Here is a 20,106-nt window from a genome sequence, read left to right on the forward strand (position 1 = left end):
ATGCTGTCTCCACCCGAGACTCAGTGAAATCGAATTCGCCGTGAAGATGCGGTGTACCCGCGGCTAGACGGAAAGACCCCGTGAACCTTTACTACAGCTTGGCACTGAACATTGAACCTACATGTGTAGGATAGGTGGGAGGCTTTGAAGGCGTGACGCCAGTTGCGCTGGAGCCGTCCTTGAAATACCACCCTTGTATGTTTGATGTTCTAACGCAGGGCCCTGAATCGGGCTCGCGGACAGTGCCTGGTGGGTAGTTTGACTGGGGCGGTCTCCTCCCAAAGAGTAACGGAGGAGCACGAAGGTTGGCTAATCCTGGTCGGACATCAGGAGGTTAGTGCAATGGCATAAGCCAGCTTAACTGCGAGACGGACAGGTCGAGCAGGTACGAAAGTAGGTCATAGTGATCCGGTGGTTCTGAATGGAAGGGCCATCGCTCAACGGATAAAAGGTACTCCGGGGATAACAGGCTGATACCGCCCAAGAGTTCATATCGACGGCGGTGTTTGGCACCTCGATGTCGGCTCATCACATCCTGGGGCTGAAGTCGGTCCCAAGGGTATGGCTGTTCGCCATTTAAAGTGGTACGCGAGCTGGGTTCAGAACGTCGTGAGACAGTTCGGTCCCTATCTGCCGTGGGCGTTGGATGATTGAAGGGAGTTGCTCCTAGTACGAGAGGACCGGAGTGAACGAACCTCTGGTGTTCGGGTTGTCACGCCAGTGGCACTGCCCGGTAGCTAAGTTCGGAATCGATAACCGCTGAAAGCATCTAAGCGGGAAGCGAGCCCTGAGATGAGTCATCCCTGACCCCTTGAGGGTCCTAAAGGGCCGTTGGAGACCACAACGTTGATAGGTGGGGTGTGTAAGCGCGGCGACGTGTTGAGCTAACCCATACTAATTACCCGTGAGGCTTAACCATACAACACCCAAGAAGTGTTTCGAGCCTTGTAACGAATACGATACTACTTACATCAGCTTTCACAGATTGAAGAATTTGCCTGGCGGCCATAGCGCCGTGGAACCACCTGATCCCATGCCGAACTCAGAAGTGAAACGCGGTAGCGCCGATGGTAGTGTGGCATTCGCCATGCGAGAGTAGGACACTGCCAGGCACCCAATTAAACAGCGATGTGAAGAATCACGTCACTGGCTGCGAGGATGACACCTCAGAAGAAGCAGCAGAAGATTTAGCGCAAGTTAACCGAATGCGGAGCGGTAGTTCAGTCGGTTAGAATACCGGCCTGTCACGCCGGGGGTCGCGGGTTCGAGTCCCGTCCGCTCCGCCACTAATTTGAAGGCCTTCCCAGATGGGAAGGCCTTTTTGCTATGGGCGTTTTTTGCCCACAAGACCCACAGGTTTGCACATCAGAACGAGTACAAAGGCCCAGTCTCACGACCGGGCTTTTGTATTTTTAGCGTGTTAAACCACCAATATCTGGCTTTTCCCTGCCAAGTAAGAGTGCCAGATGGCCGGTTATTCCCGCCATTTTCTGGCTATATCCGGGCCTTATCAGCCATTTGAACGAGTCTACAAGGGGTCAAATCAGGCTTCTGTCGTTTGCCGACTACAGGGAAGTTCCATATTGACCACCCCCTCTTCCATTTGCACATCGATCTTGAAGCCCAGCCGTTTGGCGAGGTTGACCATGCCGCGATTGCTGGGCATGGTCATGCCGGATAGCTGGCCAATCCCCTGCTCTTTGGCGTAACGGATGATCTTCTCCATCATCAATTTGCCGAGACCCACCCCTTTCAAGTCCGATCGCACCAGAATGGCAAACTCGGCATCGCTCTGGTCCGGGGTCGAAATGGCGCGTACCACGCCGAGGATTTGATCCTGCAGCTCGCCATCTTGCCCCACCGCTACGAATGCCATCTCCCGGTCGTAATCGATCTGGGTCATGCGAGCCAGCTCTTCATGGCCCAGCTCGCCTACATCGGCGAAGAAGCGTTTGTACCTGTCTTCATCGGAGACCTGCAGCACGAACTGCTTGTGAGCCGGTTCATCTTCCGGCCGGATTGGGCGCAGCAGGATATGGCGCTGATCTTTAAGCCAGGCACCCTCCTCCAATTCGGTAGGATAGGGGCGGATCGCCAGTCGGTTGATTGTCGGGATGGTAGGGTCAGTCAGTGTGAGGCTGGCATCCAGCACCACCATCTCGGCACCACACGCTTGCAGCGGGTGCAGGTCCAGTTCCTGAATCTCAGGAAAGGCGAGCAATAGCTCGGAGAGCTGGCAAAGCACTTGGCCCAAGGCATCGATATCCAGTCGCTCCGGCGTGGCCTGTTCGCGGATCTTGCGGCACTTGAGCGCACCGATGATCTGGTAACGAGCCAGCGCCTGATTGAGCGGCGGTAGCGCTGCTACCATCTCCTGTGGTTCGGCGCCCGACTCGCCCAGCAGAATGACGGGGCCAAAGATGGCGTCTTGCTGGATCCGCACCCGCAGCTCCAGGCCGCCGCTGCGGCGAGCCATCCGCTGCACCAGCAAGCCTTCGATGCGGGCGCCCGGATCATGCTGTTTGACCCTGTCCAGAATGGCATCTGCGGCTTGCGCCACTTCGGCCGAGGTGCGCAGATTGAGCACCACGCCGTGTACGGCAGACTTGTGCAGGATATCGGGCGAGCGCAGTTTTACCGCTACTGGATAGCCGATCTGCTCGGCGGTCAGGGTCGCCTCGATGGCATCGGTAACGATCCAGGTTGGCAGGGTCGAGAGACCGGCGGCTTGCAAAATCGGGTGTACTAGATGGGTATCCAGCCTCAGTTGCTTGCGCTCCTGCGCCTGATGGATCAGTTGCTGGCACAGCTCGACATTGAGCTGGTTGCCATGCAGGGATGCCGGTGTCTCCATCAACTGCTTCTGGTTGCGGCGGTATTCCACCATGTGCATGAAGGCCGCCATGGCGCTTTCCGGCGTGCGGTAGGTCGGGAAGCCCGCCTCGGTAAAGAGTTTGCGACCCTCCTGCGCCGAGTATTCGCCCGCCCAGTTGGTGAGGATATTGAAACGGCGCGCTCTGGGATGCTGTTTCAGATGGGCGATAAGATGGCTGGCCAGCGGCGAGCTCGGTGCCGTGAGCGAGGGGGCGTGGATGATCAGGATGGCGTCGATGCCATCTTCCTGCAACACGTTGTCCAGCGCCTCCTGATAGGTGGTGATGGTGGCATCGCTGCCGATGTCGAGCGGCGGGAGAGCCAGCTTGCCGCCTCGCTCCAGCAGTACATCCACCGCCATATTGGCCAGCCCGCGACCGTTGGAGATGATGGCGAGCCGCTCCCCCTTGAGGGTCATGGAGTGGCTGAGGGTTTCCACCGCGGCAAACAGTTCGTGGGTATCCCGCACCCGCAGCATGCCGGCACGGCGGATAGCGGCGTCATAAACATTGTCGAGACCGTGGGCCGGTTCGTGGCGCCCGCTTTTCAGTACCAGGATCGGCTTGTTGCGCGAGGCTGCCCGCGCCGCCGAGAGAAAGTGGCGGGCGTCGTGCAACTTGTCCATATAGATCAAAATGGCGCGGGTGACGCTGTCGCGGGAGAGTTGATCCAGCAGCTGGCCGAAGTCGATGTCGCAGTGATCACCAAGGGAGATGAAGGCGGAAAAGCCCAGTTCATGCTGCTTGGCCCAATCCAGAATGGTGGTGCTGACGGCGGCGGATTGCGACAGAAAGGCGACCTGTCCCGGCTTGGCGGCAATAGGGGAAAAGCTGGCGTTGATCCCCTGGCCGGGCAGCAGCATCCCCATGCTGTTGGGGCCGAGCAGGCGAATGCCATATTGCTGGCAGACCCGTTTCAGCTCCAGCCGCTCCTCGGGGGAAAAGTCGGCGGCCAGTATGATGGCAGCTCCCGCGCCCTTTTGGCCGAGCGCTTCCAGCAACGGCAAGACCCGCTCCCGTCTGGTGCAGATGATGGCGAGATCCGGGGTCAGCGGCAGGCTGGCAATATCGGGATAGGCCAGCACGCCGGCGATGGCCTTGTTACGCGGGGTGACGGGGAGGATGGGCCCTTTGAACTGGCCCGCCAGCAGGTGGCGCACGATCACATGACCCGCCTTGAGCGGGTCAGTCGAGGCGCCGATCACGGCGATTGAGTGGGGTTTGAACAGCCGATCCAGACCGCTTGCTTTCATGGGCACTCCCGACAAAAGGGGGAAGATACTAGTCTAATACGCCTTTGCTGCGGGTTCTGTGACCGGATCTTGATCACCGTTTGTTCAGGGCATTGGCTCGCAGATAAAAGCGCAGTTCGCCTTGCACCCGGCGAATGGCTCCCAGGTGGCGTTCCTGCAGATAGATATCCTGCTCCCGGTCGAGCGCCGTGCTGGGCACGCCCATGCTTTGCAGATACTCGTCAAACAGGGTTGAACCCTTGATCTCTACCAGATGCTGTTTCATGGCTCTCCTCCCTGCGCCTTGGCGTTTGTTGATGAACGCCCAGTCTGCGATGACCTGCCGGGTTTGCCTATTGTCACTTTTGACACGAGATTTGACACGAGAGTGCTCACACATCTTTCAGAGAGGGCGCCGTTGAGGTGCTGGCTGGCGTTATAGTATGGCGAGGAGCATGAGGCACGGATGGTGCGCAGGATGATCAGAGTCTGGTGGTGGTGCATGGCACTGTGGACGGTTGGCGTATCGGCAACCGAGCAGCCTATCCGCGCCTGGAATCTGCTGCTGGATCACCCCAACCCCGCCGTCGTCCAGTTGCTGCGCCTCTCTCTCGATCTCACCGTGCCCGAATATGGCCCCTACCAGTTGGTTTCCAGCCCGCAAATGGAGCAGGGGCGGGCGGTGAAGGAGCTGCGCAGCGGCGAGCTGGTTCAGGTCGGTGTTTTTGCCCCCGATGGTGAGCGAGAACGGGAGTTGCTGGCAATCCACATTCCGCTGGCCAAGGGGCTGCTGGGGTGGCGGGTGTGTCTGGTTCGGCAGGGGGATGAGAGGCGTTTTGCCGCCATCGGGTCGTTGGCGGACTGGCATCGCGCCGGACTCTCCATCGGTCAGCACAGATCCTGGCCAGACACCCAGTTGCTGCGGGCTAACGGCCTCAAGGTGACGGTGGGCAATCTCTATGAGGCGCTCTTCAATATGCTGCGCAAGAAGCGCTTTGACTGCTTCCTGCGCTCGGTCATCGAGGTCGAGGATGAGCTAAGGCTGCATCCGGATCTCGCCATCGAGCCCCGTCTGGTGTTTCGCTATCCGCTGGCGCTGCTCTTCTTTGTCTCGCCAAAATATCCGGAGCTGGCCCAGCGCATCGAGCTTGGCCTGCTGCGGGCGCGGCAGTCTGGTGCTTTTGACCGGGTCTTCGAGGAGGGATTTGGCAGCACCATTCGGCGGCTGAAACTGGATGAGCGGGTGCGCCTCGAGCTGCACAACCCCGACTTGCCGCTGCCCAGCCGCATCATGATGGCCGATCCGGCCCTTATCTATAAACCGGTGTCAGCGCAGTGAGCCCTGATTCTGCGCGGTATCCCAGAAGGCGCGGATCAGCGGTTCCTCCAGCCGCTTCTTGAGTACCCCGATCCCCACATCAAATGGCTTGAAGGCTGGCTTGAGGTCGATGATCCGCACCTTGTCGCCGAGCGGGCTATGGTCGATCACCGCTGCCGGCACCAGCCCCACGCCACAGCCGAGCGCCACCATGGCGACGATTCCCTCGTTACCCGCCACTTCGGCATAGATGTTGGGTGCTATCCCCTTGTTGCGAAACCACTGATCGCTGCGTTTGCGGGCCAGCCCCTGCTCGGAGAGGATGACTGGCAGCTGCTCCCAATCAGGTTCTCCCTGACGGAACCACTGGTTCAGCTGCGGGGCATTGCGCGGCGCGATAAAGACCAGCGGTACCAGCTGCAGGCTGGCGAACTCCAGCTTGGCGGGCAGAGCATCGGGGCGGGCGGCGATGGCGAGATCGGCCTCATCGGCCAGGATCTTGTCCACCGCCAGCGCCGGGTCGCCGGTCTCCAGCTTGATCTCCAGCTGGGGGTAGCGGCGGCGAAAGCGCTCCAGCACCTCGGGTAGCAGAAAGTAGCTGGCGGTGACCGAGCAGAAGACCCGCAGCCGCCCCTGCAGCGGTTCATCGCTGCGTTTGAGCTCCTGCTTGAGCTGACGCCACTCCTGCAACAGGCCGCCGCCGAATTCGCGCAGCTTCTCGCCAGCGGGGGTGAGCCGTACCGAGCGGTTGTCCCGTTCGAACAGGATGCAGCCGGTCTCCTGCTCCAGCCGCTGGATGGCGCGGCTCAGGGTGGAAGGGCTGACCGCCATGGTATCGGCGCTTTTGCCGAAATGAAGGGAGTCGGCGAGGTGGAGAAACAGCTCGAGATTGCGAAGGTCCATCTTTCAGCTCCTGGCGCGGCTTGTGTGCCCGATATCCAGCGGTTGGCGGCTTGTTTCTGCCATCTCGCGGTACATTCAGCAGGCGATTATGAAGGGTGAGCGTTTCAGTTATTGCAATGTACTGTTTCGAATATATCAGTTCAGGCAATAAGTGTCCCGCGCTATAGTGGTTCAGACAACGCCGCTATCCGGCATGGAATCAATCGAACGGAGCAATCACCATGGCTAACTATTTCAACACCTTGAACCTGCGTCAGCAGTTGGCCCAACTGGGCAAGTGTCGTTTCATGCAGCGGGCGGAATTCGCCGACGGTTGCAACGTGCTGAAGGGCAAGAAGGTGGTGATTGTGGGCTGTGGTGCCCAGGGCCTGAACCAGGGTCTGAACATGCGCGACTCCGGGCTGGATATCTCCTACGCTCTGCGCAAGGCTGCCATCACCGAGAAGCGCGCCTCCTGGCAGAAGGCTACCGACAACGGCTTCGCGGTCGGCACCTATGAAGAGCTGATCCCGACCGCCGATCTGGTGCTGAACCTGACTCCGGACAAGCAGCACTCTGACGTGGTGAAGACCGTGATGCCTCTGATGAAGCAGGGGGCTGCGCTGGGCTACTCCCACGGCTTCAACATGGTGGAAGAGGGTCAGCAGATCCGTTCCGACATCACAGTCGTGATGGTGGCGCCCAAGTGCCCGGGTACCGAAGTACGTGAAGAGTACAAGCGTGGCTTTGGTGTACCGACCCTGATCGCCGTTCACCCGGAGAACGATCCCAAGGGCGAAGGCATGGCCATCGCCAAGGCGTGGGCCTCTGCCACCGGCGGCGACCGTGCCGGGGTGCTGGAATCCTCCTTCGTGGCGGAAGTGAAATCCGACCTGATGGGCGAGCAGACCATCCTCTGCGGCATGCTGCAGGCCGGTTCCCTGCTCTGCTACGACAAACTGGTTGCCGAAGGCACAGACCCGGCCTACGCCGGCAAGCTGCTCCAGTTCGGCTGGGAGACCATCACCGAAGCCCTCAAGCAGGGTGGCATCAGCCTGATGATGGATCGCCTCTCCAACCCGGCCAAGTTGCGCGCCTTCGAGCTCTCCGAGCAGCTCAAGACCCTGATGCGCCCGCTGTTCGAGAAGCACATGGACGACATCATCGCCGGTGAATTCTCTCGTGGCATGATGGCCGACTGGGCCGAAGACGATGCCAAGCTGTTCGGCTGGCGCGAAGAGACCGGCAAATCTGCCTTCGAAAACGCCCCGGCGTTTGCAGGCAAGATTGCCGAGCAGGAGTACTTCGACAATGGCGTGGTGATGGTGGCAATGGTCAAGGCGGGTGTCGAGCTGGCGTTCGAGACCATGGTGGCTTCCGGTATCTACGAGGAGTCCGCCTACTACGAATCCCTGCACGAGCTGCCGCTGATCGCCAACACCGTTGCCCGCAAGCGCCTGTACGAGATGAACGTGGTTATTTCCGACACCGCCGAGTACGGCAATTACCTGTTCGCCAACGCCGCCGTGCCGCTGCTGCGTGAGCACTTCATGCCGACCCTGAAAGCGGGCGATCTGGGTGCCAGCAAGGCGGAAGGGCAGAGCGTGGATAACCTGGCGCTGCTGGCGGCCAACGAAGCGACTCGCAACCACCCGATCGAAAAAATCGGTCAGGTACTGCGCGGCTACATGAAGGATATGAAACGCATCGCTGTTGGCGGTTAAGCCTGCATCGAGCTGGATGATGAAGGGGCGGGGATGACGATCCCCGTCGCCGGTCGGACTGGACACCCGCTCGGCCAGCCAGAAAAATCAGCCTGACAGTCATAAAAAAGCCCCGCTCATCGAGCGGGGCTTTTGCATTCAGAAAGGCCCGATAAATCAGGCTTTCCACGCTTTCCAGGTGTTGATCAGACCGTTGGTGGAGCAGTCGTGGCTGGTGACAGCCTCGTTGTTGCCCAGCTCCGGCAGGATCTTGTTGGCCAGCTGTTTGCCCAGCTCCACGCCCCACTGGTCGAAGGAGAAGATGTTCCAGATTGCGCCCTGTACGAAGATCTTGTGCTCGTACATGGCGATCAGGGCACCCAGGGTTTTCGGGGTCAGGCTCTTGAACAGGATGGAGTTGGTCGGGCGGTTGCCTTCGAACACCTTGAACGGCACCAGATCCTTGACCTGCTCCAGGGTTTTGCCAGCAGCCAGGAACTCGGCTTCGACCTCTTCCTTGCTCTTGCCGAAGGCCAGCGCCTCGGTCTGGGCGAAGAAGTTGGCCAGCAGTTTCGGGTGGTGGTCACCGATCGGGTTGTGGCTGATGGCCGGCGCCAGGAAGTCACAGGGGATCAGCTTGGTGCCCTGATGGATCAGCTGGTAGAAGGCGTGCTGGCCATTGGTGCCCGGCTCACCCCAGATGATGGGGCCGGTCTGGTAGTCAACCGGCTTGCCGTTACGATCCACGTACTTGCCGTTGGACTCCATGTTGCCCTGCTGGAAGTAGGCAGGGAAGCGGTGCATATACTGGTCGTACGGCAGAATGGCTTCGGACTCGGCACCGTAGAAGTTGTTGTACCACAGGCCGATCAGCGCCAGCAGTACCGGCACGTTCTGCTCATAGGAGGCAGTAGCGAAGTGCATGTCCATCTCGAAAGCGCCTTGCAGCAGGGCTTCGAAGTTCTCGAAACCGACAGACAGGGCGATGGGCATGCCGATGGCAGACCAGGAGGAGTAGCGGCCGCCAACCCAGTCCCAGAACTCGAACATGTTGTTGGTGTCGATGCCGAACTCGGCCACGGCCTTGCCGTTGGTGGAGAGCGCGGCGAAGTGCTTGGCAACGTGGGCCTTGTCACCGGCGATATTGATAAACCAGTCGCGGGCGGTCAGGGCGTTGGTCATGGTCTCCTGAGTGGTGAAGGTCTTGGAGGCCACCAGGAACAGGGTGGTTTCCGGATCGATCTTCTTCAGGGTTTCGGCGATGTGGGTGCCATCGACGTTGGAGACGAAGTGCATCTGCAGGTGGTTTTTGTAGGGACGCAGTGCCTCGGTGATCATCACCGGGCCGAGATCAGAGCCACCGATACCGATGTTGACCACGTGCTGGATCGCCTTGCCGGTGTAGCCTTTCCACTCGCCGGAGATGATCTTCTCGCAGAAGCCTTTCATCTTGGCCAGTACGGCGTTCACTTCCGGCATCACATCCTTGCCGTCGCACTCGATGGGGCGGTCGGAGCGGTTGCGCAGGGCCACGTGCAGTACGGAGCGGCCTTCGGTCATGTTGATCTTGTCGCCATTGAACATGGCATCGATCGCGCTGCGAAGATCGGTCTCTTTGGCCAGATCAATCAGCAATTTGAGGGTTTCTTCGGTGATCAGGTTCTTCGAGTAATCAACCAGGATGTCGCCGCCGAAGGTAAGGGAAAACTTGTCAAAGCGCTTCGGGTCCTGCGCGAACAGATCCTTGAGTCGAGTCTCTTTGTTTGCTGCAAAGTGGGCTTCCAGTGCCTGCCAGGCCTGGGTTTGGGTTGGATTGATATTTTTCATAGGATTCCTGAAATGCCAAGTTGTGTTTGAACCTTGCAGGCAAGGTCCCGCCAAACCTTATTATCCGAGCATTATAGCGAGCCGATAGGGCGGCCCGTGTAACAGATTTTTACCGATTGTCTTTTACCGCAATGGGTCACTGCCGGGAGCATACAACCAGAACATTGGGATTATGTGTCACGAAAGCAAGGCGGATCTTGCGCTTGCTCATGATTGGGGCCACCCCGATAGCCTGAAATTGTTTTCATCCGGTTGGCGTGGTTATGCATCGACATGGCCATGGGCTGGGGCCAGAAACGACAATGCCAGCCCGAAGGCTGGCATTGTCTGTTGCAGCAGAACCGCGATCACGCCTGCGGTTTTTGCATGTGCATCACCATCTGCGGGAAGGGGATCTCGATGCCTTCGGCATCAAAGGTCAGTTTCACCTTCTCGTGGAAGTCGAACCAGACACCCCAGTAGTCAGCGGTTTTCACCCAGGGGCGCACCACGATATTGACCGAGGAGTCGGCCAGCGCGGCAACGGCGATGGTAGCGGCCGGATCTTTCAGGATGCGCGGCTCTTCGCTTACCAGACGCTCGAGGATCTGTTTGGCCTTGCGCAGGTCAGAGCCGTAGCCGATGCCAAAGGTCATGTCGACGCGGCGGGTATCCATGCGCGAGTAGTTGACGATGGTGCCGTTGAGGATGGCGGAGTTCGGGACTACCACCATCTTGTTGTCACCGGAGGTGAGGGTAGTGGTAAAGAGCTGAACGGACTGCACCACACCCGCAGTGCCTGCCACTTCGATAAACTCACCCGCCTTGATGGGGCGGAAGATGATCAGCAGGAAGCCGGCAGCGAAGTTGGAGAGCGAGCCTTGCAACGCCAGACCGATGGCCAGACCGGCGGCACCGATAATGGCGACGAAGGAGGCGGTCTGCACGCCGACACGGCCCAGCGCGGCGATCACCACGAACACCAGAATGGCGTATTTGAGGATGCTGCCGACGAAGTGAGTGACTGTGGTGTCCAGCTTGCGGGCCTGCATCACCTTGACCACGCCACCGCTGATGAGGTTGGCGGCGATATAGCCGACCAGCAGGGTCAGCAGGGCGGCGGCGATATTGACGCCGTATTCGATCAGCAGTCCCTGATTATTGACCAGCCAGGTCTGCGCTTCGGTAATGATTTCGGGTTCCATAGGATGTCCTGTCAGGTTCTAAAAGGTTTATGGTGGATAAATCTAACACCGCAGCGCGACAGTACGGGTCGCATCTGGTACTTCTTTTCTGCCATAAAAACCTGACACAAAAAAGAAGGGAGGCCAAAGCCTCCCTTCTTTTTGCTGAATGATGCGAAAAAACCATCAGCTCTGCAGCAGCTGGCTGCGGATAAATTGCCACTGATCTTCGAAACCGGCGGTCGGCTTGAGCTTGAACTCGGAGCGCACGAACTGGCTGATACGGCCTTCGGAGTAGGCCAGCAGCAGATTGGCCAGCATGGTCTCGTCGAGCTGGAAGCCTTGCCCCTCGCGCAGTCGCTTCTCACGCAGCACCTGCTTGATCTGGGTCTCCAGCTTGTCAAACAGGATGCTGATGCGATCCCGCAGCCGATCGTGCTCACCCAGCAGGGCGTCGCCGTTGAGGATACGGGTGATGCCGGGATTGCGCTCGGCGAACACCAGCAGCAGCTGCAGGATGTGGTGGCAGCGTGCCATGGTGTCCTTCTCTTCCGCCATGATCAGATTGACCCGTGACAGCAGGGAATCCTCGATAAAGTCGATCAGCCCCTCGAACATCCGCGCCTTGCTGGGAAAATGTCGATAGAGGGCTGCTTCAGAGACGCCGACCTCGGCCGCCAGACGGGCCGTGGTGATACGCTGACCCGGACTGGTTTCCAGCATATGGGCGAGCGCCTGCAGGATCTGATCGCGCCGACTCTGTTTCTGATTACTGCTTGCCATGGATTCCCCTAAAAAAACAATGGCTTGATTCTATTATTAGGCACCGCCCATCGGGCTGGTGTGGTCTGTTATTGGCGACCAGAAGAACCAAAACCGCCTTCACCCCGTTCGCTCTGATTGAACTCATCGACCAGTTGGAAGCTGGCCTGAACTACCGGCATGATCACCAGCTGGGCGATGCGCTCGCCGGGTTGCATGGTGAACTCATCCTTGCCGCGGTTCCAGACTGAAACCATCAGCTGACCCTGGTAATCGGAATCGATCAGACCCACCAGGTTGCCCAGCACGATGCCGTGCTTATGGCCGAGGCCGGAGCGGGGCAGAATGGTGGCACATAGACCCGGATCCTGGATGTGAATGGCCAGACCGGTCGGCACCAGGGTGGTATCGCCCGGAGCCAGAGTCAGCGGCGCATCCAGCAGTGCGCGCAGATCCATGCCGGCAGAGCCCGGTGTGGCGTAGGCGGGCAGCGGGAACTCGGTACCGATACGGGCATCCAGAATCTTCAGTTCAATTTGTGTAGTCATGAATCGCTTTTTCAGTTGGATCTTGTATTGGCGCCCCTCTTGGCAAGGGCGGGGCGCCGTGAGTCTTGTTCTTTCGGGACGCTCAGTGCCGGTAGTGGCGGGCAATCAGGGCGATCAGGTGACGGGCCAGCGTCAGCTTGTCGGCCAGCGGCAGCGGGGCCTGGCCCCCTTGCCAGAACACGGTCAGGGCGTTGTCATCGGCGTTGAAGCCTTGCCCCTCGCGGGACACATCGTTGGCGGCGATCATGTCCAGCCGCTTACGCTGCAACTTGTCGAGGGCGTATTGTTCCACATCCACGGTTTCGGCGGCAAATCCGACGGTGAAGGGTTTGTCTGAAAGGGCACCGACGGCCGCGATGATGTCGGGGTTTTTCACCAGCTTCACCACCATCTGGTCGTTGTCGCCGGTTTTCTTGATCTTCTGGCTGGCCACCTGCTCGGGGCGATAGTCGGCCACCGCCGCGCAGCCGATGAAGAGGTCGCACTCGCCGACCCGGCTCATCACCGCCTGATGCATCTGCTCCGCGCTCTCCACATCGACACGGGTCACGCCAGCAGGCGTAGCTAGCGTCACCGGACCGCTCACCAGCGTCACTTCGGCGCCCGCTTCACGGGCAGCTCGGGCGATGGCGTAGCCCATCTTGCCGGAGCTGTGGTTGCTGATGTAGCGCACCGGATCGAGCGCCTCGCGGGTTGGCCCTGCGGTGAGCAACAGCTTGACGCCTGCCAGCAAGGGCTCGGCGGCCAGCTGCTGGCAGCAGCGATCCACCAGTTCGAGGGGGTCCAGCATCCGCCCCGGGCCCACATCGCCACAGGCCTGGCTGCCGGCATCCGGCCCCCACAGCAGAATGCCGCGGCTGGCCAGGGTCTTGAGGTTGGCCTGGGTCGCGGCGTTGAGATACATCTGCTGGTTCATGGCAGGTGCCAGCGCGATGGGCGCCGGAGTGGCCAGACAGAGGGTGGTCAGCAGTTCGTCGGCCATGCCGGCGGCCATGCGCGCCATCAGGTTGGCGCTGGCGGGGGCGATCAGTACCAGATCGGCCCACTTGGCCAGCTCGATATGGCCCATGCCCGCCTCGGCAGAGGGATCCAGCAGGCTGTAGGCCACCGGATGACCGGAGACCGCCTGCAGGGTCAGCGGGGTGATGAACTCCTTGGCGGAGCGGGTCATCACCACCCGCACTTCGGCGCCCTGATCTTTCAGGCGGCGTACCAGCTCGGCACTCTTGTAGGCGGCGATCCCGCCACTGACACCCAACAGGATGCGTTTATCGGCCAATCTCATCTGCTGTTTCTCTATCCGGCTCATTCTGACTGGTCGGCTAAGATACCACAGGCAATGGATGACGACAGGGGTTGGCATCAAGGGGTGTGGTCGGGCGCGCGCAATTTTTTGCTATGTTTTTTCTCAACAGGGATGAGGGAGAGACAAATGAGCATCAAAGAGTGGCCGGAAGATGAACGCCCCAGAGAGAAGCTGCTGCGTCAGGGGCCTGCGGCGCTCTCCGATGCCGAGCTGCTCGCCATCTTTCTGCGCACCGGCGTCAATGGCCTGAGTGCAGTGGATCTTTCACGTAATCTATTGAATCAATTCGGCTCTTTACGCAGTTTGCTGGGGGCGGATCAACGGGCATTCTGCGAGGCGCACGGCCTTGGCCCGGCCAAATATGCCCAGTTGCAGGCGGTGCTGGAGATGGCCAGACGTCATCTGGCCGAGCAGTTGCAACGGGGCGATGCCCTCACCTCGCCCCAGCTGACCCGCGACTATCTGCAGGCCCAGCTACGGGATCGGCCGCGCGAGGTGTTTGCCCTGCTGTTGCTCGACAATCAGCACAGAGTCATTCAATTTGTTGAGCTTTTTTTCGGCACCATCGACTCGGCAAGCGTCTGGCCAAGAGAAATCGTGCAGATCGCGCTCAAACATAATGCAGCCGCGGTGATTCTGGCGCATAATCACCCGTCCGGCGTCGCCGAGCCCAGCAGGGCCGACCGCCAGATCACGGATCGGATCACGGCCGCTTTGGCCCTGATCGATATCAGAGTGCTGGATCACTTGGTGATCGGTGATGGCATCACGGTTTCTTTTGCCGAGCGCGGTTGGCTATAACTGTGCTCTGGCACCGTATTAGTTGATCTTTGATCACGGATGCTGTATAAAATGCCGCCTTCTGTTTGCCCCGCAATCGAAGGCCAGCGGGGCAGATATTTGCTCGAGCAATGAAGTAAGATTTGGAGAGACTGACATGTCTAGAGTATGCCAAGTAACCGGCAAGCGCCCGGCAGTTGGTAACAACCGTTCGCACGCTAACAACGCCACCAAGCGTCGTTTCCTGCCGAACCTGCACACTCACCGTTTCTGGGTTGAGAGTGAAAAACGCTTCGTAAGCCTGCGCGTATCCGCAAAAGGCATGCGTATCATCGACAAGCGTGGCGTTGAAGTGGTTCTGGCTGAACTGCGCGCCAGCGGTGTTAAGGTATAAGGAATTAGATCATGGCTAAAGGTATTCGCGAGAAAATTCGCCTGAACTCCAGCGCCGGTACTGGTCACTTCTATACCACTACCAAAAACAAGCGCACCATGCCCGAAAAAATGGAGATCAAAAAGTTTGATCCCGTTGTTCGTCAGCATGTGATCTACAAGGAAGGCAAAATCAAGTAATTACTTGATGCTGCATTCCCAAAAACCCGGCTTCGTGCCGGGTTTTTTTATGCGCCGAATTCAGTACACTGCCGGTTCAAAGGGAGGCTTGCCATGTTCAAATTGAGCCGCAAAGGCTGGAATAACGTGATCATTGTGGTGGTGCTGATCGTGATCACCCTGTTGCATCGTATGGAGACTGCCCAGCAGGAGAACAGCGCCAAGCGGGCTCGCCCCTTGCTGCCGGATGCGGCCGTGGTGCTCACCTGGCAGGGGCCGAGCTGGCAGATTGAGCGGATTGGTCAGGGCTGGCGCAGCGTGCCGGATCTGGGGCTCGACACGGCTCAGCTGGATGCCCGTCTGGCGCGCTGGCAGAGCTGGTTGCTGCCCCCCGGCGAGGTGGTGCGCGGCACCCCGGTGGCCATCAAGGTGTGGATTGCCGGCCAGAACGATCCGGTCGAGATCGGCCTCTATCAGAACAGCGGCCAATATGGCGCTCAGCTGCCCTCCGGTCTCTGGCTCGCCCTCACTGCCGAGCAGTATCGCGATCTGCTGCGTCCTGCTCCCTGAGTTTCTTTTCCTTGCGAGGTGCCCATGCCCGAATTGCCAGAAGTTGAAGTCAGTCGTCAGGGGATCTCCCCCTGGCTCACCGGTATCAAGGTGACGCGCGTGGTGGTGCGGGATGGCCGCCTGCGCTGGCCGATCCCCGGTGAGATTCAGGAGCTGGTGGATCTCACCATCCATCGGGTGCGTCGCCGTGCCAAATACCTGCTGCTGGAGACCGATTTCGGCACCGCCATCCTTCATCTGGGGATGTCCGGCAGCCTGCGGGTGCTGGATATCGGCACCCCGGCCGAGAAGCACGACCACGTGGATATCGAGCTGGAGAATGGCAAGCTGCTGCGGCTCAACGATCCGCGCCGCTTCGGCGCCCTGTTGTGGACCCGGGAACCGGCCGAAGCCCACGCGCTGCTCGCCAAGCTGGGGCCAGAGCCGCTCACCGATGCCTTCAGTGCTGATTACCTGCAGGGGCGCGCCAAGGGGCGTAGCACCGCCATCAAACAGTTCCTGATGGACAATCAGGTGGTGGTCGGGGTGGGCAACATCTACGCCAACGAGGCGCTCTATGCTGCCGGCATTCACCCCAAACGGGCGGCGGGCAATATCAGTGCCGAGCTGCTGGGAACCCTGGTGGCCGAGATCAAGCGCGTGTTGGCCGAGGCGATTCGCCAGGGCGGCACTACCCTCAAGGATTTCACCAGTGCCGATGGTAAGCCGGGCTATTTCGTGCAGCAGTTGCAGGTCTACGGCCGTGGCGGTCAGCCCTGTTTCCACTGCCACACCCTGCTGACCGAGACAAGAATGGGCCAGCGCACCACGGTTTTTTGCAGTCATTGCCAGCGCTGAGCGCACTTTTTGCCCCGATCCGGGGGAAGTTGTAACAGCGTATTTCCACTCTGTTGAAGATTTGCACAGCTGTCACTAGTATCCCGACCGTTCAGGCGGTTTGAGAATATAAAAATGACAGTTAAATCAATAGACTGGGAATATTTATCCCGGCAGGAGCGCTATTGCGCAAAATCCATGGCCCGCTTCCTCTACCCCGAGGGATGTGACCGGAAAACCTTCAATCGCGGCAAGTTCGTGCTGCGCAGCCTGCTCTATCGCAAGTCGCTGAGCCGGGTCTTCAGCCTGTTTCAGTGCGACTCGCTCAAGGCACTGCCAGCGGTCTATCCCGAGCTGCTCGACAAGCCGATGCGTCCCTATCGCTTCGCCTGTGCCAGCGCCCGTGAGCGGGCCGAGATGCTGGAAAATCACTATCGGTTGTTGCTGGAGTGCTACCCACAGCTGATCGACCCCCTCTATCTGGGCGAGGGGATCGCGCTGGGGCACTATCCCCAGAGCGGCTGCCGCATTCTGCTGCGCCACGATGGCACCTTCCGCCGCGAGGCCGAGCTGGCGCTCTCCATCGTCAATGGCGAGGGACAGCGCCTCTATAGCTGCGCCTTTTCGCTGGCGGGCAGCGTGGATCGTTTGATTCTGATGATCGGCTCCATGCAGGGGCCGGAGCCTGCGGTCGACAATGCTCAGGATCGGGTGCGCGAGCTGACCAAAGAGGGGCACGGCCTGCGGCCCAAATCCCTGCTGGTGCAGCTGGTGTTGCAACTGGCACAGGCCATGGGGGCGGCAGAGGTGCTGGCGGTGCGCAAGCGGGCCCACGTGTTTCAGGCCAAGCGCTACAGCAGCAAGCAGAAAGCCAATTTGCAGGCCGATTATGACGACCTGTGGCAGGAGTTCGACGCCCGGGATGTGGATGCCAACTTCGTCGCCCTGCAAGCCCAGCCGCGCAAGCCGCTGGAGGAGATCGCCTCCAAGAAGCGGGCCATGTACCGGCGCCGCTACGAGTGGCTCGATCTGCTGGTGCAGGAGATGAATGAGCGGTTTGCCCGTCAGTAACCGGCAAGCAGGCTGGTCTCTCCATGCGAGAGAGATACAACAAGGGCTACCCGTGGGTAGCCCTTGTTCGTAGTTGCCGTTGGGAATGGCGAGTATGGAAGGAGATCACCCTTTCTGTTTGGCTGCGATGGCCTGGGCCACTACCGGGTCGACAAACTGACGAATGTCGCCACCGTGTAGCGCCACCTCTTTCACCAGTGTGGAGGAGATAAAGGAGTTCTCCTCCGCCGGGGTGAGGAAGACGCTTTCCAGCTCCGGCATCAGGCGGCGGTTCATATTGGCCAGCTGGAACTCGTACTCGAAGTCGGAGACGGCGCGCAGGCCGCGGATCAGCACGTTGGCCTGATGCTCTTTGGCGAAATCGACTAGCAGACCGGAGAAGCCCACTACCTTGACGTTGGGAAGCTGGCTGGTCACTTGCTGGACAAGCTGGACACGTTCTGCCAGATCGAACAGCGGGCGCTTGCTCGGGCTGTTGGCGACCCCGACCACCACCTCGTCAAACAGCTTGGCGGCGCGGCCGATGAGATCGGCGTGGCCATTGGTAACGGGATCAAAAGTCCCGGGATAAATTACCCTGGTAGTCATCTTTGCGGTCCTGCAACCTGGAAATTTGGTCGCATTATAAGGTCGTCGCTTGAGAATAGCAGTGCATCAGGCAAGAATACGCCATCGCGCATCAAGCCTCCTTGCATTGGTGACAGGGAGCAAAGGGATTTTTTATGAAACGTATTCTGGTCGTTCGCAATGACAAGATTGGTGACTTCATGCTGGCGTGGCCTAGCTTCGCCATGCTCAAAGGCTCCATGGAGTGTCATGTGACTGCCCTGGTTCCGGCCTACACGGCGCCGCTGGCCCGGCTCTGCCCCTGGATTGACGAGGTGATCATCGATCCGGGCGTGCGGGCCGACAAGGAGCAACAGCGAGCGCTGCTGGCGCGGATCAAGGCGGCGGCGTTCGACGCGTCCATCTGCCTCTTCTCCAACTCCCGCAACGCCATGCTGGTGTGGAAGGCGCACATCCCTTACCGGCTGGCACCGGCGACCAAGCTGGCGCAGGTGCTCTACAACCAGCGACTGGTACAGCGCCGCTCCCGCTCCCAAAAGCCGGAGTCCGAGTACAACCTGGAGCTGATCCGCCGCTTCCTGGCCGATCAACAGGTGGCCGTGGTGGAGCCCAAGACTCCCTTCCTCAGTTTCGATGAGGCGAGCCTGCAGCAGGTGCGCGAGCAGCTGGCGGCCAAGCTTAAGCTCGATGCCAGCCGCCCCTGGTTGATGGTGCATGCCGGCAGCGGTGGCTCGGCCAACAACCTCTCCATCGAGCAGTATGCCCGTATCATCATCAAGCTCAATCAGGCCTGCCCCGAGCTGCAGTGTGTGCTGACCGCAGGCCCGGGCGAGGAGAAGATGGCCGAACAGCTGGCGGCCGAGTTGCTGGCCCACGGCGGCAACGGCTGGATCTACCGCTCCAGCGATGGTCTGCCGATGTTCTGTCAGGTGCTGGCCAACGCAGCCCTGTTCGTTGCAGGCAGTACTGGCCCGCTCCATATCGCCGGCGCGCTCGATGTGCCGACCATCGGCTTCTTTCCGATGCGCCGCTCCGCCACTCCGCTGCGCTGGAAGCCCCTCAACAGCGAAGGGCGTCACCTTGCCTTCAGCCCGCCTGAGGATAGCGACCATCCTGAGGATATGAGCCAGCTCGATCCCAAGACCATGGTGCCGGTGATGGCCCGCTGGGCGGCGCCTTTCTGGCGCAAATAACGTATGCAGCAATGCAAACAGGGCCCCGCGGGGCCCTGTTTCGTATGACGGTTATTCCGGCTGCTGCGGTTGCTGGCGCACCCAAAGGTCGGCGTATTTAACGAAGGTAGAGTGGGCGGAGAGGATCGCCAGCAGCAGCCCCTGCTTGCCATCGAGGAAGCCCGCTTTGAGCAGGTACATCTTGAGGAAGCAGCCGACCGCGTGGATCAGCCCCTGACTGAGGGAGCCTTTCTTGCCGCGGGCGGTGCGCTGATCGGCCCAGGCGCGGGCATAACCGGCGGATTTGACCAGATAGTGCTCCAGATCCCGATAGGTGAAGTGGAGCAGGTCGCCATGAATATTGACGATCTTCATGTTGGCCCGTACTTCCACCTTTTCGTGCACCAGCGCCTCGTTGTAGCTGGTGAGTGCCTTGGGATAGAGACGCAGCACCCGATCCGGATACCAGCCGCTGTGGCGGATAAAGCGGCCAAACACCCAGGAGAGGCGCGGGATCGAGTAGATGGTATCGCTGGCCGGATTGGCCATCACGTTGGCGATGGCGGTTTTCAGCTCGGGGGTGAGCCGCTCGTCGGCATCCAGCCACAGCACCCAGTCGGACTGCACATGGGACTGGGCCAGTCGGCGCTGTTTGCCAAAGCCCGGCCACTTGGCGTTGACGAAGAAACGGGCGCCAAACTCGGCGGCAATGGCCGGGGTCTCGTCCTGACTGCCGGAGTCCAGAATGACGATCTCGTCCACCAGTCCGTCGAGGGAGGCGAGGCACTTGCGCAGGTTGTCGGCTTCATTCTTGACGATCAGAACGGCAGCCAGAGTCGGTTTTTTCACGAATGTGGGCTCACGGTTATTGCCCGGCTGGCGGGTCGAATGCGTATTGATGGGCCATTCTAACGGAAAAACGGGCCAAAGAGAGAGCCGCCATTGCCCGTTTCTATCAGCTGTT

The 20,106-nt window shown here is 59.9% G+C and carries 19 protein-coding genes, 1 tRNA gene and 2 rRNA genes (1 of these 22 only partly in view); 12 read left to right on the forward strand and 10 right to left on the reverse strand.

The window, feature by feature from the left end; genetic code table 11:
* The 3 genes from I6L47_RS14365 to I6L47_RS14375 all read left to right on the forward strand — a co-directional run.
* Positions 1-919 (forward strand): 23S ribosomal RNA (locus I6L47_RS14365); it begins 1,971 nt to the left of the window's first position.
* A 78-nt stretch (positions 920-997) separates the two neighbouring features.
* Positions 998-1,112: ribosomal RNA gene (gene rrf / locus I6L47_RS14370) — 5S ribosomal RNA — on the forward strand.
* 97 nt (positions 1,113-1,209) lie between these two features.
* Positions 1,210-1,286 (forward strand) — tRNA-Asp (locus tag I6L47_RS14375).
* A 257-nt stretch (positions 1,287-1,543) separates the two neighbouring features.
* On the opposite strand, the gene I6L47_RS14380 is transcribed toward I6L47_RS14375, so the two are convergent.
* Both I6L47_RS14380 and I6L47_RS14385 read right to left on the reverse strand, forming a co-directional pair.
* Positions 1,544-4,126: a bifunctional acetate--CoA ligase family protein/GNAT family N-acetyltransferase gene (locus I6L47_RS14380; protein WP_216947673.1), complete on the reverse strand. Its 2,583-nt coding sequence runs from the start codon at positions 4,124-4,126 to the stop codon at positions 1,544-1,546.
* 73 nt (positions 4,127-4,199) lie between these two features.
* On the reverse strand, positions 4,200-4,391 hold the full coding sequence (locus I6L47_RS14385) for a hypothetical protein (RefSeq protein ID WP_005339486.1): 192 nt from the start codon (positions 4,389-4,391) through the stop codon (positions 4,200-4,202).
* 192 nt (positions 4,392-4,583) lie between these two features.
* Here I6L47_RS14385 and I6L47_RS14390 point away from each other — a divergent pair, with 192 nt between their 5' ends.
* Positions 4,584-5,444 (forward strand): hypothetical protein, encoded by an 861-nt coding sequence (locus I6L47_RS14390; RefSeq protein ID WP_216947674.1) that lies wholly within the window; start codon positions 4,584-4,586, stop codon positions 5,442-5,444.
* Here the strand turns inward: I6L47_RS14390 and ilvY are convergent.
* Positions 5,433-6,326 (reverse strand): HTH-type transcriptional activator IlvY, encoded by an 894-nt coding sequence (gene ilvY, locus I6L47_RS14395; protein ID WP_216947675.1) that lies wholly within the window; start codon positions 6,324-6,326, stop codon positions 5,433-5,435. The genes I6L47_RS14390 and ilvY overlap by 12 nt on opposite strands.
* Positions 6,327-6,547: 221 nt before the next feature.
* Here ilvY and ilvC point away from each other — a divergent pair, with 221 nt between their 5' ends.
* Positions 6,548-8,029, forward strand: a complete 1,482-nt coding sequence (gene ilvC, locus I6L47_RS14400; protein ID WP_216947676.1) for a ketol-acid reductoisomerase — start codon at positions 6,548-6,550, stop codon at positions 8,027-8,029.
* Between the two features lie 156 nt (positions 8,030-8,185).
* Here the strand turns inward: ilvC and pgi are convergent, their stop codons facing one another.
* From pgi to coaBC, 5 genes are all read right to left on the reverse strand, one after another.
* Positions 8,186-9,835 (reverse strand): glucose-6-phosphate isomerase, encoded by a 1,650-nt coding sequence (gene pgi / locus I6L47_RS14405; protein ID WP_123174042.1) that lies wholly within the window; start codon positions 9,833-9,835, stop codon positions 8,186-8,188.
* Between the two features lie 347 nt (positions 9,836-10,182).
* The gene (locus tag I6L47_RS14410) at positions 10,183-11,019 is read right to left on the reverse strand and encodes a mechanosensitive ion channel domain-containing protein (protein WP_005339493.1); all 837 of its coding nucleotides are present in this window, start codon (positions 11,017-11,019) and stop codon (positions 10,183-10,185) included.
* A gap of 165 nt (positions 11,020-11,184) precedes the next feature.
* A complete protein-coding gene (gene slmA, locus I6L47_RS14415; protein WP_216947677.1) occupies positions 11,185-11,781 on the reverse strand; it encodes a nucleoid occlusion factor SlmA in 597 nt (198 codons plus the stop codon).
* 68 nt (positions 11,782-11,849) lie between these two features.
* Positions 11,850-12,308 (reverse strand): dUTP diphosphatase, encoded by a 459-nt coding sequence (dut, locus tag I6L47_RS14420; RefSeq protein ID WP_005355985.1) that lies wholly within the window; start codon positions 12,306-12,308, stop codon positions 11,850-11,852.
* Positions 12,309-12,390: 82 nt separating this feature from the next.
* Positions 12,391-13,593, reverse strand: a complete 1,203-nt coding sequence (gene coaBC / locus I6L47_RS14425; protein WP_005357385.1) for a bifunctional phosphopantothenoylcysteine decarboxylase/phosphopantothenate--cysteine ligase CoaBC — start codon at positions 13,591-13,593, stop codon at positions 12,391-12,393.
* Between the two features lie 147 nt (positions 13,594-13,740).
* Between coaBC and radC the strand changes: the two genes are divergently transcribed.
* The 6 genes from radC to I6L47_RS14455 all read left to right on the forward strand — a co-directional run bounded on the left by radC (position 13,741) and on the right by I6L47_RS14455 (position 17,403).
* Positions 13,741-14,415 (forward strand): DNA repair protein RadC, encoded by a 675-nt coding sequence (radC, locus tag I6L47_RS14430; RefSeq protein ID WP_005339502.1) that lies wholly within the window; start codon positions 13,741-13,743, stop codon positions 14,413-14,415.
* A gap of 136 nt (positions 14,416-14,551) precedes the next feature.
* On the forward strand, positions 14,552-14,788 hold the full coding sequence (rpmB, locus tag I6L47_RS14435) for a 50S ribosomal protein L28 (RefSeq protein WP_005307492.1): 237 nt from the start codon (positions 14,552-14,554) through the stop codon (positions 14,786-14,788).
* Positions 14,789-14,799: 11 nt separating this feature from the next.
* Positions 14,800-14,967, forward strand: a complete 168-nt coding sequence (gene rpmG, locus I6L47_RS14440; RefSeq protein WP_005307500.1) for a 50S ribosomal protein L33 — start codon at positions 14,800-14,802, stop codon at positions 14,965-14,967.
* A 93-nt stretch (positions 14,968-15,060) separates the two neighbouring features.
* Complete coding sequence (locus I6L47_RS14445; RefSeq protein WP_005339507.1) at positions 15,061-15,516, forward strand: hypothetical protein; 456 nt, start codon at positions 15,061-15,063, stop codon at positions 15,514-15,516.
* 24 nt (positions 15,517-15,540) lie between these two features.
* Positions 15,541-16,353 (forward strand): bifunctional DNA-formamidopyrimidine glycosylase/DNA-(apurinic or apyrimidinic site) lyase, encoded by an 813-nt coding sequence (gene mutM, locus I6L47_RS14450; protein WP_216947678.1) that lies wholly within the window; start codon positions 15,541-15,543, stop codon positions 16,351-16,353.
* Positions 16,354-16,467: 114 nt separating this feature from the next.
* Positions 16,468-17,403 (forward strand): VirK/YbjX family protein, encoded by a 936-nt coding sequence (locus I6L47_RS14455; protein ID WP_254204748.1) that lies wholly within the window; start codon positions 16,468-16,470, stop codon positions 17,401-17,403.
* A 105-nt stretch (positions 17,404-17,508) separates the two neighbouring features.
* Here the strand turns inward: I6L47_RS14455 and coaD are convergent, their stop codons facing one another.
* Positions 17,509-17,991 carry a pantetheine-phosphate adenylyltransferase gene (coaD, locus tag I6L47_RS14460; RefSeq protein WP_005356008.1) on the reverse strand — a complete coding sequence of 161 codons (483 nt, stop codon included), beginning with the start codon at positions 17,989-17,991 and terminating at the stop codon, positions 17,509-17,511.
* 134 nt (positions 17,992-18,125) lie between these two features.
* Here coaD and I6L47_RS14465 point away from each other — a divergent pair, with 134 nt between their 5' ends.
* A complete protein-coding gene (locus tag I6L47_RS14465) occupies positions 18,126-19,163 on the forward strand; it encodes a glycosyltransferase family 9 protein (protein WP_216947679.1) in 1,038 nt (345 codons plus the stop codon).
* A 51-nt stretch (positions 19,164-19,214) separates the two neighbouring features.
* On the opposite strand, the gene I6L47_RS14470 is transcribed toward I6L47_RS14465, so the two are convergent.
* Positions 19,215-19,991, reverse strand: a complete 777-nt coding sequence (locus I6L47_RS14470) for a glycosyltransferase family 2 protein (protein ID WP_005339515.1) — start codon at positions 19,989-19,991, stop codon at positions 19,215-19,217.
* Positions 19,992-20,106: the final 115 nt, after the last annotated feature.

It is taken from the genome of Aeromonas sp. FDAARGOS 1417, from assembly GCF_019046985.1.
GTDB classification, from domain to species: domain Bacteria; phylum Pseudomonadota; class Gammaproteobacteria; order Enterobacterales; family Aeromonadaceae; genus Aeromonas; species Aeromonas veronii.

Bases quoted from the DNA above. Each gene is read 5' to 3' on its own strand.
- I6L47_RS14380 (WP_216947673.1), bottom strand. From the start codon at position 4,126: ATGAAAGCAAGCGGTCTGGATCGGCTGTTCAAACCCCACTCAATCGCC.
- I6L47_RS14385 (WP_005339486.1), bottom strand. From the start codon at position 4,391: ATGAAACAGCATCTGGTAGAGATCAAGGGTTCAACCCTGTTTGACGAG.
- I6L47_RS14390 (WP_216947674.1), top strand. From the start codon at position 4,584: ATGATCAGAGTCTGGTGGTGGTGCATGGCACTGTGGACGGTTGGCGTA.
- ilvY (WP_216947675.1), bottom strand. From the start codon at position 6,326: ATGGACCTTCGCAATCTCGAGCTGTTTCTCCACCTCGCCGACTCCCTT.
- ilvC (WP_216947676.1), top strand. From the start codon at position 6,548: ATGGCTAACTATTTCAACACCTTGAACCTGCGTCAGCAGTTGGCCCAA.
- pgi (WP_123174042.1), bottom strand. From the start codon at position 9,835: ATGAAAAATATCAATCCAACCCAAACCCAGGCCTGGCAGGCACTGGAA.
- I6L47_RS14410 (WP_005339493.1), bottom strand. From the start codon at position 11,019: ATGGAACCCGAAATCATTACCGAAGCGCAGACCTGGCTGGTCAATAAT.
- slmA (WP_216947677.1), bottom strand. From the start codon at position 11,781: ATGGCAAGCAGTAATCAGAAACAGAGTCGGCGCGATCAGATCCTGCAG.
- dut (WP_005355985.1), bottom strand. From the start codon at position 12,308: ATGACTACACAAATTGAACTGAAGATTCTGGATGCCCGTATCGGTACC.
- coaBC (WP_005357385.1), bottom strand. From the start codon at position 13,593: ATGAGATTGGCCGATAAACGCATCCTGTTGGGTGTCAGTGGCGGGATC.
- radC (WP_005339502.1), top strand. From the start codon at position 13,741: ATGAGCATCAAAGAGTGGCCGGAAGATGAACGCCCCAGAGAGAAGCTG.
- rpmB (WP_005307492.1), top strand. From the start codon at position 14,552: ATGTCTAGAGTATGCCAAGTAACCGGCAAGCGCCCGGCAGTTGGTAAC.
- rpmG (WP_005307500.1), top strand. From the start codon at position 14,800: ATGGCTAAAGGTATTCGCGAGAAAATTCGCCTGAACTCCAGCGCCGGT.
- I6L47_RS14445 (WP_005339507.1), top strand. From the start codon at position 15,061: ATGTTCAAATTGAGCCGCAAAGGCTGGAATAACGTGATCATTGTGGTG.
- mutM (WP_216947678.1), top strand. From the start codon at position 15,541: ATGCCCGAATTGCCAGAAGTTGAAGTCAGTCGTCAGGGGATCTCCCCC.
- I6L47_RS14455 (WP_254204748.1), top strand. From the start codon at position 16,468: ATGACAGTTAAATCAATAGACTGGGAATATTTATCCCGGCAGGAGCGC.
- coaD (WP_005356008.1), bottom strand. From the start codon at position 17,991: ATGACTACCAGGGTAATTTATCCCGGGACTTTTGATCCCGTTACCAAT.
- I6L47_RS14465 (WP_216947679.1), top strand. From the start codon at position 18,126: ATGAAACGTATTCTGGTCGTTCGCAATGACAAGATTGGTGACTTCATG.